Genomic DNA, 15,151 nt, shown 5'->3' with positions numbered 1-15,151 from the left:
GCTTTTTTCATTCAGCTTTAAAATAAAGAACATACAACCGTCACATTGCGCCAATATAATAACCATACGTCAGGAAGATATTTCCAATTTTTTAGAATGGAGATGCAAATCATGAAGGATCGTATGGTAAAACGGGTGGAAGCGGTGTTGCTGGCCGCCGTTTGTACTGTCGGACTTGTGGCATGTTCCTCGCAGACAACGGCCGTGACGGCGGCACAGTCGGCTTCCCAGCAGAGCAAGGACAATCAGACAACCGTGTACGGCAAGGTGACGGCGGTTGACGGCAGTAAAATCACTCTTGCTCTGGGGACCTTGAACCCCGGAGAGGGCGGCGGGCGTCAGGGAAGCGGGAAAGGCGGCGCTTCCGGCAGTGAACAAAAGGGAGACCTTCCGTCGAAAGACGATACTGCGTCTGGCGGCGACAATTCCGAAGGGAAAAATCAAAAGCAGCCGGGTTCCGGCGGCGCAGGCGGATTTGAAATGCTGACGCTCACCGGCGAAACAAAAACCATTACCATTTCCGATGAAAGCATCCTTACCAGACAAAGCGTGCGGGGAAACCGGCAGACTCCGGGCGGAAAAAAGGAACAGGGGACGGATTCCACGGCTTCTTCCGCAGAGGATACAAGTGATACATACAGTACAAAAGGAGTGAAAAATACAAGCGGTAATGAAAGCGGAGAGTCCGCTTCCCTCAGCGACATCACCGTCGGCAGCGTGTTAAAGGTCACCAGCGAAGCGGGAACCGACCAGCTGATTTCCGTACAGATTCTGGGCGGGGGCGCGCACGAAAAACCGGAAGAGTCAAGCAGTTCAGGCCAGTCCTGAGGAAGCGGGACATAAAAACTGCCTGCCGGAAGCAAATATTCCCAGCCGCCGCAAAAAACCTTTGAAAGCAAAAAGCGCTTTGATACGGTCCTGAAAAGGACTGTTCAAAGCGTTTTTTTTTCATACAGTAAAATGGACTATTCGGCAAGAGCCTTCAGACCCGGGACAAAGGCACGATTTGTTGCAGTCTGCTGCCTGAGTGTTATTGATTGCGGAAACGGGACAAAAACTCCCGGGTGCTTTCCTGCTGAGGATTGGAAAAGAGCTCTTCCGGCGTGTTTTCTTCCGCCACCACGCCGTCCGCCATAAAGACGACACGGGAGGAAACGTCGCGGGCAAAGGCCATTTCATGGGTCACGATCACCATGGTCATGCCTTCCTGCACAAGATCGCGCATAACCTGCAGCACTTCGCCGACCATCTGGGGATCGAGCGCGCTGGTCGGTTCGTCGAACAGCAGCATTTCGGGCTCCATGGCCAGCGCGCGCGCAATGGCGACACGCTGCTGCTGTCCGCCGGAAAGCTGGTGGGGCTTTGCGTTGATGTATTCGCCCATACCGACCTTCGTCAGATATTTCATCGCGGTTTCTTCCGCGGCTTTTTTATCCTTCCTGAGTACTTTTGTTGTACCGGCCATGCAGTTCTGGAGCACGGTCATGTTGTTGAACAGGTTAAAGGACTGGAACACCATTCCCACCTTGGAACGGTACACGTTCACGTTGCTCCCCTTGGAGGTGATGTCCCTGCCGTGAAAGAAAATCTGGCCGGAGGTCGGCGTTTCCAGCAGGTTGATGCAGCGCAGGAGCGTGGACTTGCCGGAACCGGAAGCGCCGATAATACAGATGACGTTCCCGTGATAGGTTTCAAAGTCGATATCCTTCAGCACCTGATGGTCGCCGAAGCTTTTGCTCAGATGGCTTACCCGCAGGATCGGGGCGTTTACTTCTTCCATGTTTGATTGCCTCCGTGCTTCTTAACAGGATTGTGGCCGCAGGGGTCGGCCATCATATCGGTCTCTACCAGAGAGTAATAGCCGGAGCCGTCGATCTTGCGCTCCATCCAGCGCAGCAGGCGCGAACAGGTAAAGGTCATGATAAAATAGATCACGCAGATGATAAAGAATACTTCAAAATACCGGAAGTAGGCGCCGGCGGCGGAGTTTCCGGAGAAGAACAGCTCCGTGACGGAAATGATGTTCAATACGGAGGTATCCTTGATGTTGATAATCAGATTGTTGCCGATCTGCGGAAGGATGTTGCGCAGGGTCTGCGGCATAATGACGCTTACCATGGTCTGCCAGTGCGTCATGCCGATCGCCTTTGCGGCCTCCGTCTGACCCACGTCAATGGAGTCGATGCCGCCGCGTACGGTTTCCGCCATGTAGGCCCCGGTGTTGATGGATACGATGAAAAACCCGGCGAACATCGCGCTCATATCCACGCCGAACATCTGCTTGGAGCCATAGTAGAGCACCATGGCCTGAACGATCATCGGGGTCCCGCGAAAGACTTCTATGTATACTGCTAAAATAAACTGCAGGACCTTATACAGGATTTTGATGACCGGATTGGCTTTTTTGTTGTAGGGCAAGGTCCTCAATACGCCGACCAGAAGGCCGATCAAACATCCGATCAGGGTGCCGACCAGCGCCAGCATCAGCGTTACGCCCGCTCCGCGCAGAAAAATCATTCCGTATTTGTCGAGCAGATACAGTACCCAACCGAAAAAATCGGTTTCGTTGGGGAGATTCATAGATTACACTCACTTCCTGCCTGAACGCAGTCAATCGTTATTGAGCCATCGGCTGCTTTGAAATCGCGTCCTGCATGATTTTGTCGCGGTCGGCTTCACTGATTTCAGCGAGGGCTTTATTGATGGCTTCTTTTAAGTCCGCGGCGGATTTCGAAACCGCAATGCCGAGGTTGACGTCTTCGTCAGATGCCTTGAAATCGTCTCCGCCGGCGGAAAAGTCGAGCATGACAAGATCTTTATTCGTAGAGGTGGCGGCCATGGCCGTCGGCTTGTCCGTCACAAAAACCTCGGTCTTGCCGGAGGTCAGGGCCACGATCAGCGCGGGAACATTCTTCATGGCCGGCTGGATTTTCGCGTCCGGGATCTGATTGAGCATATCGTACCAGATGGTGTTTTGCTGGGAAGTGCAGGAAGCGCCCTTCAGGTCGGCCACACCCTTGGCGGAAGCGTATTTGCTGTCGGACTTTACAAGAGCGTAAATGGAGGCTTTGTAGTAAACATCCGTGAAATCGACGGTCTGCAGACGCTCCTTCGTAATGCTCATGCCCGCGATCGCCGCGTCCAGCTTGCCGGAGGATACGCCGGGGGCAAGACCGTCCCATTCGGTTTTGACGATTTGCAGGTCGTATCCGATTGCGTCGGCAATCTTCCTGGCCATCATAACGTCGTAGCCGTTGGCATACTCGCCGCTGCTGTTGGAAATCGGGACCGCACCGTTGGAATCATCCGCCTGCGTCCAGTTGTACGGGGCAAACGCGCACTCCATGCCGACCTTGAGCACCTTTTTTGAAGCGGTGCTTCCCGCGCCGGATGCGGCGGGAGCGGCGGACTGTGCCTCGCTTTTGGAACAGCCCGCCAAAGAAAACAGGCTGATTGCCATCGCCGCACAGAGCACGGCGGATAAAATCCTTTTTGTCTTTTTCATAATAATACCCCTTCCGTTAAAAAAAGCAATACCGGCAAACCGCCGGTGAAATCCTGAGTGAAGCAGATTGATATGCAGGAAAGATAAATGAAGACTGCAAAAAAACACCGCTTTATCTGTTAAACCTGCTGAATTATTGCAAATTATAATATGATTATAGGGAAATGTCAATGGCTGTTTCTTGAAAAATCATGCATCAGATTGGGCTGTTTTATGCATTTTGCACCTTGTTAGAGCGTTAAAGCAACATCCCCTCAAAAAAATATTTTTATGTCGACAGTTCTCATTGTTATGTAAAACGGGGTTTTCAGAACAGCTGCTTTGCCAGAACGCAGAAAAAAGGCATTGTCGCCACGGAAAACAGGGTCGTCAGCGCCACGGCCTTGGAGGCGAGCTTTGCGTCCCCGCCGAACTGGACTGCAAACATCGCGGTGGCGGTAGCCGACGGAGCGGCGCAGAGCAGTAAAACGGTGGAGGCCACGATTTTGTCAATGCTGAACGGGAGCATCAGCACAAGGGTCAGGCCCGGGAGCAGGACCAGCCTCAAAGCGGAAAGCAGGTAAAGGCCGCGGTCCGTAAACAGCTCCTTCAGGTTGATTCCGGAAATGTAAACTCCCACCACGATCATGGCGAGCGGCGTGTTTATCGAGGCCAGAGAGTCGATCGGGGATTCCAGAATTTCCGGCAGCCTGACGGAGAACGCAAAAAGCGGAAAGGCAACCGCCAGCCCGAGAATTCCCGGATTGGTGGCGATCTGCCTCAATCCCGGGGCGCGTTTGCTGCTGACGCTGGCATAACCGTGCGTCCACATAAAAAAACTGAACACGGCATTGTACATGGAAGCGTAGGCGACTCCCGTGCTGCCGAAGACGGCTTCCACAAGCGGAATCCCCATAAATCCGCTGTTGGAGTAAGCGGCAGCGAAACGCAGAATTTTTTTCTGGTGATCGGGATTTTTCCGGAAAAAGAGCATACTGGCGAGAATCGCCAGACCCATGGCAAAAGCCGACCAGAACACGGCGGAAATCAGCTCTTTGATCCCGATCTGTCCGATGATGCTCTGCAGTGAGGCGATAATCAGGCACGGCGTTACAACGTACATCAGAATGGAAGTAATCTGCTGCGCGCCGCGCTTCGTAATCATCCCGGTCCTCCCGCAGAGATAGCCGATGAAGATCATAATAAACAGAATCATGACCTTCTCAAAAATGGTCAAAAAGGAAGTAAGCATCAGAAATCCGCCCCGATCTTTGTCAGATAGGTCTTTGCGCGGGCCAATTTGGTGGTGTAGAAATGATTCAATTCAAGCGTCCTTTCCGCAGAGAGATTATATTAGGAAGAGTTTTGCATGGAACAGCTTTTCTATGGTCCTGACGACCGCGTCGCTGTCCTGACTGCCGATGATCTGCGGCGCCGCTTCCTTCAGGCTGGCCGTCGCGTTGGCGACCGCATAGCCGTAGTCCGCCGCCGCGATCATGCCCGCGTCGCTCTCGTCGTCGCCAAAAGCGGCGACCTTTTCCATCCCGTACCGCCTTTTCAGTTCCAGTACGGCGTTTTCCTTGGAGGCTTCCACGCTGTAGATTTCCAGAAAATAGTGGCCTTCGTTGTTCCGGTCGGGGTAATAGACCGCACTGATTTGCCCGGCGCAGCTCAGGCTCAGAATTTCTTCGCGCAGCTTCCGGATGGTTTCCAGCCGGTCAACCGCCATGATATAGACCACGTCGCGGTTTTCGGGCAGCGGGTTGCAGATATAATTTTTTAAGGGCCGCAGCTTCTGTTCGTGGTAAAAGCGCTCCTCCGCCGCATTGGTAAAATCGCCGTAATAAATATGAAGGATATCGTTGATGATCGTGTGCACAAAGCAGTTCAGCCCGTATTTGTCAAATACCCCCAGCACTTCCTTCGCTGTCGCGTAAGGGATATTTTTGCTGTAAAGATAGGTCTTTTTCCTGATATCATACAGCGCCGCGCCGTTCATGGCAATCACCGGAAGCGAAAAAGAGATTCCTTTCAGGATCGGCTCCATGGAAGAGGACGAACGTTTGCTCGCCACCGTGATCATAGCGCCCCTTTGCAGGAGCTGGTTCAGCTTGAAACGGGTGAAATTGCCGATCTGCCCGTCGGAGTTGGTCAGTGTGCCGTCCAGGTCGCTTACGAACAGCAGATTGCCGTTCTTTCTGCGGGGAAGATGAAACGCGTTCACGCCCAGCGACACGAAGATGCCGATCAGCGTGTCTAAAATTCTGTTCAGCGCGAAAAAATAAGGACTCGCATCCTGGCCGTGAGAAACGGTAATGCTCATAAAGACAACACAGGTAATATAGGAAGCGGAGGTCTTTTTGGCAAGTACGGTAATATAAATGAGCGGGATGATTACGGCGGAAATCAGCAGATATTTCAGCACCGGCACATTCGGCGGGATAAAGCTCTTTTCCGCCATCATGACAAGCATGCCGGCGGTCCCGCCGATCAAGGTGCCGATGATGCGGTTAAAGGCGACCTTCCGGCTGTTGGAGACATACGGCTGCATGCACAGAATGGACGCTATTGCGGAATAAAACGGAATTCCGTCGCCGCGGAGAAGATAGATTGCGAAGCAAAGGAAAACCGCCACAGAGGATTTGATGATTCGCATTCCGATTTTGGGCATTTGCAAGTACTCCTAAATAATATTCATTTTTACTTAGTTTACCACAACACTATAAATTTGCAACGTTCATCTTTTGAAAAATCAATCCTTATGGATTGTTTATATTTTTTTGCAACACCAGATATGATCTTTGTGTAAACCATAAAGGGTCCCGAAACCAGGCATACGGTCTCAGAAAGAAATGCACCCTGAATCGACTTTTGCAAAGTCTGTTCAAGGTGCATTTTTTGTATAATGTTTTCGGTAAGACTGTTTTGTAACGGCCTCCTGTTCCGAATGGTATGGTGTTTTATTCCTTTCCGTAGCCGGATAGAATTGCCGCAGTTTCATCCGCTGTTTCTTCTTGTTCGATCAGATCTTCCAGAAACCGGGTAATGCTAACGCATTTATCTACGCCGAGTTCCTTAAAGAGCACCTGGTTTTTCGGGTCGTTTACGACGGCAAATGTTTTCTGGGTGTGAAAATATTTTTTCGCTATTTCACAGACAAGCAGGTTAAACGCATCCTTACTGCTGAGCGCTACAATCAAATCCATTTTATCCGCCGCTGCTGCTTTTAGTATGGCGGGATCGGTTCCATCACCGCAGACGGTTTCCACTTCGTATTCATCCGTAAGTTTTTTACACCAGCAGAAGTCTTTGCCGATCACTTTTACGCGATGTCCGTGTGCTTTCAGTGCTCCTGTCAGAAAGCGGGTTTTCGTTTGTTCGCCCACCAATAATACATTCATAGGGTTTTCGCTTCCTTATCATGAAGTAACACCCGCTGAGCTTCGTAAACAGAAAGAGCGGCGGGACAGAGCACGGTAATATTCATTTCAGAACAGGAAATCGCTTTTGATATGTCATTGATGTACGCAAGAATATTTTTTACAGGGTAGTGACAGTCGGCAATCTGAGCAATCATAATATTAGTGGCATCATCATCGGTCGCCGCCACCAAAGCATCGGCCTTTCGTATTCCCGCAGATTCCAGAATATCGCTGTCTGTACCGTCCCCCAGAAGGACGGAACCGCTGTAGGAGGAAGGCAGCCTTTTGAGTGCAGTCTCATCAGGGTCAATTACGGTGACGTCCCATTCCTTACTGGACATAGCGCACGCCAGGGAATTGCCCAGGCGTCCGCAGCCGATTATGAGAATCGTCCCGTCTTTTTTGCTGTCAAACAATCGCATGAAGATTCCCTCTTTCTGTTGCTTATCTTAGCACAACGGATATTATCGTGGCGTTAAGAATGGCGGAAAGACGTTAAGATTCCGTAAAAGGGTTCGGTCCCCATTTGCAGAACGGCGGTGTCCGCTTCCGAGATAACGCAGCACGGGCGGGCAGGATCTTTGCCCGTTATTCGCAGAAATAAGCGCAGAAGCTGTTTTGCGGTATATACCATTATTTTCGTAAAAGAGGAAACAGAATTATTTTTTGCCTATTGACAAAAACTAAAAATATGTTTATAGTATTAATACACCCCCCAGGGGTGGAGTGAGGTGAAGCGATGAATAAAAAATTCAATGTAACGGGCATGACCTGTTCGGCTTGCTCGGCCAATGTGGAAAAAAGCGTCCGGAAGCTGAACGGAGTGAACTCCGTCAACGTCAATCTGCTTTCAAACAGCATGACGGTGGACTACGACGATACGGTTGCCAATGACGCTGAGGTGATCCGGGCGGTGGAAAACGCGGGGTACGGCGCTTCCGTATATTCCCGTAAGGCGAATGCAAACGCGAAAAGCCAGCCGCAGGAGAGCCCGGTCCAGAAAGAACTGCAGTCGATGAAAACGCGCTTGATTGTTTCTTTTACATTTTTGATTCCTCTGTTGTATCTTGCCATGCATCATATGCTGAAGGAATGGATCGGCCTGCCGGTGCCGGAATGGATCAAAGCGACCTTCCACGGTCCGGAAAACGGCGTGGTGTTCGCGTTTGCGCAGTTCCTGCTGCTTTTGCCGATCGCCTATGTCAATCGCAAATATTTTCAGGTCGGATTCAAAACGCTGGCAAAACGCGCGCCCAACATGGACTCCCTGATCGCCATCGGTTCCACGGCGGCGATCGTGTATGGAATCTTCGCCATTTTCAAAATCGGCTATGCGCTGGGACACGGCGATATGGAGACGGCGGACCATTTTCTGATGGACCTCTATTTTGAATCGGCGGGAACCATTCTGGCGCTGATTACGCTCGGAAAATATCTGGAGGCCAGGTCAAAGGGAAAAACCTCGGAAGCGATTACCAAGCTGATGGATCTGGCACCGAAAACCGCGGTGGTGATCCGCGGCGGCGCCGAGGTTGAAATTCCGGTGGAAGAGGTCGTTGTCGGCGATATCCTGCCGGTCCGCCCGGGCCAGAGCATCCCGGTGGACGGAATCATCGTGGAGGGCTCTTCCTCCGTCGACCAGTCCGCGCTGACCGGCGAGAGCATTCCTGTGGAAAAGCATGCCGGCGATAAGGTCATTGCCGCAACCATTAACAAAACCGGATATTTCAAGTTTGAGGCGCAGAAGGTCGGTGACGACACGACACTGGCACAGATCATCGATCTGGTGGAGGAAGCAAGCTCCTCCAAGGCGCCGATCGCAAAGCTTGCGGATAAGATCAGCGGCATCTTTGTTCCGGTCGTAATCTGCATTGCCATTGTTTCGGCGGCCGCGTGGCTGATCGCCGGCCAGTCGTTTGAATTCGCCCTCTCCATCGGCATCGCGGTGCTGGTTATTTCCTGCCCGTGCGCGCTGGGGCTGGCGACTCCCGTCGCCATTATGGTCGGTACGGGCAAAGGCGCTTCCAACGGCATCCTGATTAAATCCGCGGAGGCTCTGGAAACGGCGCATACCGTGAATACGGTGGTTCTGGATAAGACCGGAACCATTACGGAAGGCAAGCCGAAGGTGACGGATATCCTGATCACCGGACTGGCCGCGGAGCGGGAGCTGCTTACAGTTGCTGCTTCCATGGAAAAGCCCTCGGAGCATCCTCTTGCGGACGCCATTGTGGAAAGGGCGTCCGAACTGGGGCTGGAGATCAAAGCGGTCGATCAGTTTGACTCCGTTTCCGGCCAGGGCGTTGCCGCGGTGCTGGACGGCAAACAGTATTTTTCCGGAAACCGCGCGATGATGGAAAGCAGAAAGGTGGATATCTCCTCCCTGCAAAGTGCCTGCGACGCGCTGGCGGAGGACGGAAAAACGCCGCTGTATTTTGCGCAGGGGCAGAATCTGCTGGGCGTCATCGCGGTGGCGGACGTTGTAAAGCCGACCAGCCGTCAGGCAATTGAAGAATTTAAGGCAATGGGTATTGACGTAGTCATGCTGACGGGCGATAATAAAAGAACAGCTGAAGCGATCCGCCGCCAGCTTCATATTGACCGCGTTGTGGCGGAAGTCATGCCGCAGGACAAGGAAAGCGAGGTCCGCAGGATTCAGGAAGGCGGCAAAAAGGTCGCGATGGTCGGCGACGGCATCAATGACGCACCCGCGCTCGCAAGAGCCGACGTCGGGATCGCCATCGGGGCGGGAACGGATATCGCCATTGAATCGGCGGACATTGTGCTGATGAAAAGCGATTTGCTCGACGCCGTGACCGCGGTGCAGCTGAGCAAGGCCGTCATCCGCAACATCAAGGAAAACCTGTTCTGGGCTTTCTTTTACAACAGCATCGGCATCCCGCTTGCGGCCGGCGTGTTTTTCTCCCTGCTGGGCTGGAAGCTGAATCCGATGTTCGGCGCGGCGGCTATGAGCCTGAGCTCCGTGTGCGTTGTTTCCAACGCGCTGCGGCTAAAGCTGTTTAAACCGCGCAGAATCTCTGCGGGGCAAAGACAGAACGAAATCGAAAACCCGATCAAAACAGAAGCGGAAGGAGATCTTTCTGAAATGAAAAAAGTCATTACCATTAACGGCATGAGCTGCGAACACTGCAAGGCCAGGGTCGAAAAGGCGCTGAACGCCATTGGCGGCGTGGAAGCAAAAGTGGATCTGAAAAAGAACAACGCCACGGTTTCGCTGAAAACGGAGGTTTCCGACGAAGCGCTGAAAAACGCCGTGCAGGAAGCCGGCTATGAGGTGGTTTCCGTAGAGGAAAAGAAAGGCCTGTTCGGCAAATAATTTTACACGGAGGGCTGCCATGAAAGCAGACAAAGAAAAGGTGACCCGGCTGCTGAAAACCGCACGGGGACAGCTTGACGGACTTTTGAAAATGGTGGAAGAGGACCGCTACTGCATCGACATCTCCAACCAGCTGATGGCCACGCAGGCAATCCTGAAAAAAGCCAACATTGAAATTATCCACGCGCACCTTGGCTGCTGTGTCAAGGAAGCGTTTGAACAGGGAGACGCCGAAGAAAAGATAGACGAGATACTGGCTGTCATGGATAAGCTTTCAAAATAACGCCCGTAGCTGCCGCATAAATGTCCGGCGGAAAAGGGCCGCAGAATACAAGCGTTCCGAGTGGCTTTTCAAGCCTTTTCGGGGCGCTTTTTTTCTGATTGCAGGCTGAAATTTGAAAAAAGAAGGTTTTTGCAGAAATATAGATAACATTGACAGATTATAAGATTTGAAATATAATAATATTGTGTATAAAAGAGACATGGAATGAAAGTAAAGAAGTAAAATTTTATCAGTTTTGAACTGAATTTTTTGATTGCTGAGGCGGTAGAAAAATGAATTTTACATCGAAACGGTCTGTCTTAATTTCTGCAATTGCAATCCTCATTCTTCAGACGGCAGGACTTTTGTTCCAATTCCACGGGGTGGGCGGCTTTTTCTATTCCGTGATCGGGAGCATCCTGATTCTAATTGCCGCCGACGCCCTGTTTGGAAAAAACGGAGGGGAACCCCACCCCGTAAAGCAGAAGGACCATGGACAGGACGACCTGGGAGAACGGCTTTTTCAGGTCGCGGAAACCATGGGCTTTGACTCCCAGCAGCTGATCTGGCTTTCCAAGGATAACATGAAAACCTTTGAAAAGGTTGCAAAGATTTCTTATGAAATTGAAAAGCTCAGCGAACAGAATGCGGCCAGTTCGGAAGAAATCAATGCAAGCATCAATGAGCTTGCCGGAGCATGTACCAATCTGAATTCCGGGATCATAAAAATCGAGGATCATTCCAAAACCTCCATCGAAATGCTGAACAAAAATGAGCGGACCATCCGAAGCATCGGGAGCTTCATCCTCGACCTTACGTCGGTCATCAAGGTCGCTTCCGACAGCAACCTGGAGCTTCGGGAATCCTCTGCGAAAATCAATGAAATTGTGGACTATATCAGAAAGATATCCAGCCAGACCAATCTTCTGGCGCTGAATGCCGCCATAGAGGCCGCGCGGGCGGGGGAGGCCGGCAAGGGCTTCTCCGTTGTTGCCGGGGAAATCCGGCGGCTCGCGGTGCAGACGGACGACGCGATCTCCGTTATTGAAGGCGTGGTCAGAAATATTGTCGATAAAATACAGACATCTAACACGGCCATGACCGAAATCGGCGGCAAGATGAAAAATGTGGACGGCATTGTCACGGAATCGTCTCAGATCATTCAGGAAATCAATTCGATCCTGAAGGATGTTCAGAACGCGATTTCCGGACTTACCCAGGAGTCGCTGATGCAGAAGAATACGGCGGCTGAAATTGAAAAAGCAGTGGAAAACGTCGCAGAGGCGGTACAAAAGACCCACGATGTTTCCTGCTCCGCCATTGAGATGGTAAATGTCCAGCAGAAGAAAAACGAAACGATCCTTTCCTTCTGCAACAAGATCGGCGAAACCGCGGAAATGCTGCAGCAGGATGCCATGGCTTTCAAAAAGCAGGACGAAATCATCTTCGGCGTCAATCCTTTCGTCGAGCCCGACCGTATCCGGAAAACCTATGTGCCCATCCTCGAGCGGGTATGCGCCAGCGTGGGGCTGAAATGCCGCACCCTGATCGTCAGAAGCTACGACGCGCTCAGTGAAAGCGTGGAGAAGGGCATCATCGACGTCGGCTGGTTTTCTCCGTTCGCGTATGTCAACGCGCATGAAAAATGCGGTGCGAATGTGCTGGTTACGCCGAAGGTCCAGGGCCGCTGCTCCTACAACGGGTACGTTGTGGCCCGCAAGGACGGCAGGGTGCATTCCCTCAATGACTTAAAGGGAAAGACCTTTGCCTATGTCGATGAAAAAAGCGCGTCGGGGTATCTGTACGCCCGCGACATGATCAAGCAGAACCATATGGACCCGGACACCATCTTTGAAAAGGTCGTCTTTTTGGGCAACCACAATAATGTTGTCAACGCCGTTCTTGCCGGAGAGGTGGACGCGGGCGCGACCTACGACGAGGTTTACAATCAGGCGCGTGCCGACGGGCTTTTCACGGACGAGCTGATCATTGTCGCCCGTACGGAGGAAATTCCGAAGGATGCCCTGGCCGCCAGAAGGGACATGCCCGCGGCGCTTGCGGAAAAGCTCAGCGGCGCCTTTGTGGACTTCAGCGACTACAGCGGGATCGATACGACGGTTCAGGGCTTTGTCAGGAATGAAGACAAGGCGTACGATATTATCAGAAGATTAAATCATTAATTTCGAATTCATAATTTTTCCAGTATCTTCATTAGTTTACATAATTTTCAGTATTGTTTTCTTCATGCATTGGTGTTACGATAAGTGCAAGAAAAGTTACAAACCTGTAACAATTCAAAATCGAGAAGCATGAAAAGGAGATAATACATGAAAACGAAAATACTTGCGTTAATTGCATGTGTGCTGATGTCAGGTACGGCCGGCGCGATTGTAAACAGCGGCAATACCGCGGCTGCACCAAGCGAAAGCACCACCACAAGTACCGTTTCTGTCGATTCTCAGGCGGAAGCCGTGGAAGTAACCAGCGAAGCACCGGCGGCGGACACACAGGAAACAGGCAACACCGTTGCCGATATCGTTAAATCCGGTACATCCAGCGTTTGCCCCAAAACTCCCGCTTCCAACGGAACCGTGGCGGGAACCGATTCCGCCAACTGCAAGGTTGGCAACAGCTGTGCCGGCAACCAGATCTGCAGCACGGCAAACGGCTGTATCAACAACTCCAACTGCAAAGCAGGCACCACCTGCACAGTCAATTCCAACTGTCTGACCAATTCCTTCAACGGAAACAAATATCAGATCACGATTGGCGGAAAAACATACACCTGCCCCAATACGAACGCAAGCTCTAAGCCGAGCTCCAGTTCAAAACCGAGCGCAAGCTCCAAGCCCAGCTCCAGTTCCAAGCCGAGTTCCAGTTCTCAGGGCGGCACTTCCAGCACACCGTCCACTACGGGCGGAAGCTATGCTTCCTTCCAGAATCAGGTAGTTCAGCTTGTCAATCAGGAAAGGGCCGCAAACGGACTCAAGCCCCTTACTGTCAATTCCTCTCTGACAAAGACCGCGACCTTAAAGTCGCAGGACATGGCGAAACTGAACTATTTTGACCATCAGTCTCCTACCTACGGTTCTCCGTTTGATATGATGAAGCAGTATGGGATCAGCTACAGGGCCGCCGGCGAAAACATCGCCATGGGCCAGACATCCCCGCAGCAGGTTATGCAGGGCTGGATGAATTCTCCCGGACACAGAGCGAACATCCTGAATGCTTCCTTTACCCAGATTGGCGTGGGCATTGCCCAGAACGCACAGGGCCGTTATTACTGGACCCAGCAGTTCATCGGTTAAAAATTTCATTTCCTTTCAAATGATGTGAAAGAAGGCTGCCGTTTATCGGCGGCCTTCTTTTTTTGCCGTCATGGAACGTGTCAGAAAACGTTGGAACAAGATGGAGAGCAGCGTCATAAAGTGTTTACTGGAGGCCTGGACAATGACCAGAGGGCTGTTGGAAAGGTCTTCAGCAGGAGGAATGAGTATGAATAATTTTTTTACCTGGGAAACGCTGGCTACCTTTGCAGGATGCGCCGCCGCGACTGCGGTGATTACCCAGTTCGTGAAGAGCGCATCGTTTTTTAAAAACATTGCCACCCAGTGGGTGTCCTATTTCGTTGCGATAATCCTTTTACTGGGGGCAACGTATTTTACCGGCGCGCTGACATGGTCGTCGGGCGCATTGATACCGTTTAACGCGGTCATCATTGCCCTTAGTGCCAATGGGGCGTATTCCGCTGTATTAAGGGCCACCGGGACCAAAGAAAACAAATAGATGAAGTAACGTTCCGCTGTGGAAAGGAATATCCTTCCGGCCGGATGGCCGGAAGGATGTTCTGAAAATCCATGTGATCCCTGGGTGTGCCCGCTCCCATTACACAGGCGTATACTGCACTTTTCGCGGGTCACCACATATTATATTAAAAAGCGTAAAGTGTTTGTTCATGCTAATATTCGTAAACAAATTTGATACATGGGAGTTTTGATTATGTCAAATAGCAGAAGATGCCCGCCCTATGATGCAGGTGACGGGTTTAATCCAGAAATGAAAATTTATCATAATGGATGCCTGGATAATTGTTGCAAAGATCCGTGCGGCTGCTGCCGCCCGGGTCCGACCGGCCCGAGAGGCCCTCAGGGCCCTGCCGGCCCCATGGGCCCTATGGGCTTTAGCGGTTCCACCGGCCCAACCGGCTCCACCGGTCCTATCGGTCCGTCTGGCGGCCCAACGGGAGATACGGGTCCGACCGGCCCCACAGGTCCAACAGGCGCGGCAAGCACTGTGACCGGCCCTACCGGAGATACGGGTCCTACCGGCTCCACAGGTCCAACAGGTGCGGCAAGCACCGTTACAGGCCCAACGGGTGATACAGGTCCTACCGGCCCGACGGGAGATACGGGTCCCACTGGCCCAACCGGTCCAACAGGTGCGGCAAGCACTGTGACTGGCCCAACAGGTGATACAGGTCCCACTGGCCCAACCGGTCCAACAGGTGCGGCAAGCACTGTGACCGGCCCTACCGGAGATACAGGTCCGACCGGCCCGACCGGTCCAACAGGCGCGGCAAGCACCGTTACGGGCCCAACGGGCGATACAGGTCCTACCGGCTCCACAGGTCCAACAGGTGCGGCAAG

13 protein-coding genes are annotated in these 15,151 nt (G+C 52.1%); 6 read left to right on the top strand and 7 right to left on the bottom strand.

Annotated features, from left to right (window positions below; all coding sequences use genetic code 11):
• Positions 1-111 precede the first annotated feature (111 nt).
• The gene (locus ACRQV7_RS10330; protein ID WP_444658063.1) at positions 112-828 is read left to right on the top strand and encodes a hypothetical protein; all 717 of its coding nucleotides are present in this window, start codon (positions 112-114) and stop codon (positions 826-828) included.
• A 202-nt stretch (positions 829-1,030) separates the two neighbouring features.
• Here ACRQV7_RS10330 and ACRQV7_RS10325 read toward each other — a convergent pair whose 3' ends face one another.
• The 7 genes from ACRQV7_RS10325 to ACRQV7_RS10295 form a co-directional block, all read right to left on the bottom strand.
• Positions 1,031-1,780, bottom strand: coding sequence for an amino acid ABC transporter ATP-binding protein (locus ACRQV7_RS10325; protein WP_275713749.1), 750 nt, complete (start codon positions 1,778-1,780; stop codon positions 1,031-1,033).
• Positions 1,768-2,580 carry an amino acid ABC transporter permease gene (locus ACRQV7_RS10320; RefSeq protein WP_444658062.1) on the bottom strand — a complete coding sequence of 271 codons (813 nt, stop codon included), beginning with the start codon at positions 2,578-2,580 and terminating at the stop codon, positions 1,768-1,770. Before ACRQV7_RS10320 ends, ACRQV7_RS10325 begins: the two co-directional genes overlap by 13 nt.
• 37 nt (positions 2,581-2,617) lie before the next feature.
• The gene (locus ACRQV7_RS10315) at positions 2,618-3,505 is read right to left on the bottom strand and encodes a transporter substrate-binding domain-containing protein (RefSeq protein WP_444658061.1); all 888 of its coding nucleotides are present in this window, start codon (positions 3,503-3,505) and stop codon (positions 2,618-2,620) included.
• 307 nt (positions 3,506-3,812) lie between these two features.
• Positions 3,813-4,736, bottom strand: coding sequence for an AEC family transporter (locus tag ACRQV7_RS10310; RefSeq protein ID WP_444658060.1), 924 nt, complete (start codon positions 4,734-4,736; stop codon positions 3,813-3,815).
• 96 nt (positions 4,737-4,832) lie between these two features.
• Positions 4,833-6,155, bottom strand: coding sequence for an HAD-IIB family hydrolase (locus tag ACRQV7_RS10305; protein WP_444658059.1), 1,323 nt, complete (start codon positions 6,153-6,155; stop codon positions 4,833-4,835).
• A 289-nt stretch (positions 6,156-6,444) separates the two neighbouring features.
• On the bottom strand, positions 6,445-6,885 hold the full coding sequence (locus ACRQV7_RS10300) for a potassium channel family protein (RefSeq protein ID WP_275713744.1): 441 nt from the start codon (positions 6,883-6,885) through the stop codon (positions 6,445-6,447).
• Positions 6,882-7,328, bottom strand: coding sequence for a potassium channel family protein (locus ACRQV7_RS10295; RefSeq protein ID WP_275713743.1), 447 nt, complete (start codon positions 7,326-7,328; stop codon positions 6,882-6,884). Before ACRQV7_RS10295 ends, ACRQV7_RS10300 begins: the two co-directional genes overlap by 4 nt.
• A 317-nt stretch (positions 7,329-7,645) precedes the next feature.
• Between ACRQV7_RS10295 and ACRQV7_RS10290 the strand changes: the two genes are divergently transcribed.
• The 5 genes from ACRQV7_RS10290 (at position 7,646) to ACRQV7_RS10270 (ending at position 14,291) form a co-directional block, all read left to right on the top strand.
• Entirely contained in the window at positions 7,646-10,243 is a 2,598-nt protein-coding gene (locus ACRQV7_RS10290; RefSeq protein WP_444658058.1) for a heavy metal translocating P-type ATPase, read from the top strand.
• A 19-nt stretch (positions 10,244-10,262) separates the two neighbouring features.
• Positions 10,263-10,526 carry a metal-sensing transcriptional repressor gene (locus tag ACRQV7_RS10285; protein ID WP_038324927.1) on the top strand — a complete coding sequence of 88 codons (264 nt, stop codon included), beginning with the start codon at positions 10,263-10,265 and terminating at the stop codon, positions 10,524-10,526.
• Positions 10,527-10,798: 272 nt separating this feature from the next.
• Complete coding sequence (gene phnD / locus ACRQV7_RS10280) at positions 10,799-12,685, top strand: phosphate/phosphite/phosphonate ABC transporter substrate-binding protein (protein ID WP_444658057.1); 1,887 nt, start codon at positions 10,799-10,801, stop codon at positions 12,683-12,685.
• Between the two features lie 147 nt (positions 12,686-12,832).
• Positions 12,833-13,813, top strand: a complete 981-nt coding sequence (locus ACRQV7_RS10275; RefSeq protein ID WP_444658056.1) for a CAP domain-containing protein — start codon at positions 12,833-12,835, stop codon at positions 13,811-13,813.
• A gap of 187 nt (positions 13,814-14,000) precedes the next feature.
• Positions 14,001-14,291 (top strand): hypothetical protein, encoded by a 291-nt coding sequence (locus tag ACRQV7_RS10270; RefSeq protein WP_141825586.1) that lies wholly within the window; start codon positions 14,001-14,003, stop codon positions 14,289-14,291.
• Positions 14,292-15,151 lie beyond the last annotated feature (860 nt).

It is taken from the genome of Caproiciproducens lactatisolvens, assembly GCF_052443335.1.
GTDB lineage: Bacteria > Bacillota > Clostridia > Oscillospirales > Acutalibacteraceae > Caproiciproducens.
Note: the sequence above shows the minus strand (reverse complement) of the source record. Positions and strands in the feature narration are given on the sequence as shown.

Coding starts and splice junctions, on each gene's coding strand:
- ACRQV7_RS10275 (WP_444658056.1), top strand. CDS start 12,833: ATGAAAACGAAAATACTTGCGTTAATTGCATGTGTGCTGATGTCAGGT.
- phnD (WP_444658057.1), top strand. CDS start 10,799: ATGAATTTTACATCGAAACGGTCTGTCTTAATTTCTGCAATTGCAATC.
- ACRQV7_RS10315 (WP_444658061.1), bottom strand. CDS start 3,505: ATGAAAAAGACAAAAAGGATTTTATCCGCCGTGCTCTGTGCGGCGATG.
- ACRQV7_RS10270 (WP_141825586.1), top strand. CDS start 14,001: ATGAATAATTTTTTTACCTGGGAAACGCTGGCTACCTTTGCAGGATGC.
- ACRQV7_RS10300 (WP_275713744.1), bottom strand. CDS start 6,885: ATGAATGTATTATTGGTGGGCGAACAAACGAAAACCCGCTTTCTGACA.
- ACRQV7_RS10310 (WP_444658060.1), bottom strand. CDS start 4,736: ATGCTTACTTCCTTTTTGACCATTTTTGAGAAGGTCATGATTCTGTTT.
- ACRQV7_RS10290 (WP_444658058.1), top strand. CDS start 7,646: ATGAATAAAAAATTCAATGTAACGGGCATGACCTGTTCGGCTTGCTCG.
- ACRQV7_RS10330 (WP_444658063.1), top strand. CDS start 112: ATGAAGGATCGTATGGTAAAACGGGTGGAAGCGGTGTTGCTGGCCGCC.
- ACRQV7_RS10295 (WP_275713743.1), bottom strand. CDS start 7,328: ATGCGATTGTTTGACAGCAAAAAAGACGGGACGATTCTCATAATCGGC.
- ACRQV7_RS10285 (WP_038324927.1), top strand. CDS start 10,263: ATGAAAGCAGACAAAGAAAAGGTGACCCGGCTGCTGAAAACCGCACGG.
- ACRQV7_RS10320 (WP_444658062.1), bottom strand. CDS start 2,580: ATGAATCTCCCCAACGAAACCGATTTTTTCGGTTGGGTACTGTATCTG.
- ACRQV7_RS10325 (WP_275713749.1), bottom strand. CDS start 1,780: ATGGAAGAAGTAAACGCCCCGATCCTGCGGGTAAGCCATCTGAGCAAA.
- ACRQV7_RS10305 (WP_444658059.1), bottom strand. CDS start 6,155: ATGCCCAAAATCGGAATGCGAATCATCAAATCCTCTGTGGCGGTTTTC.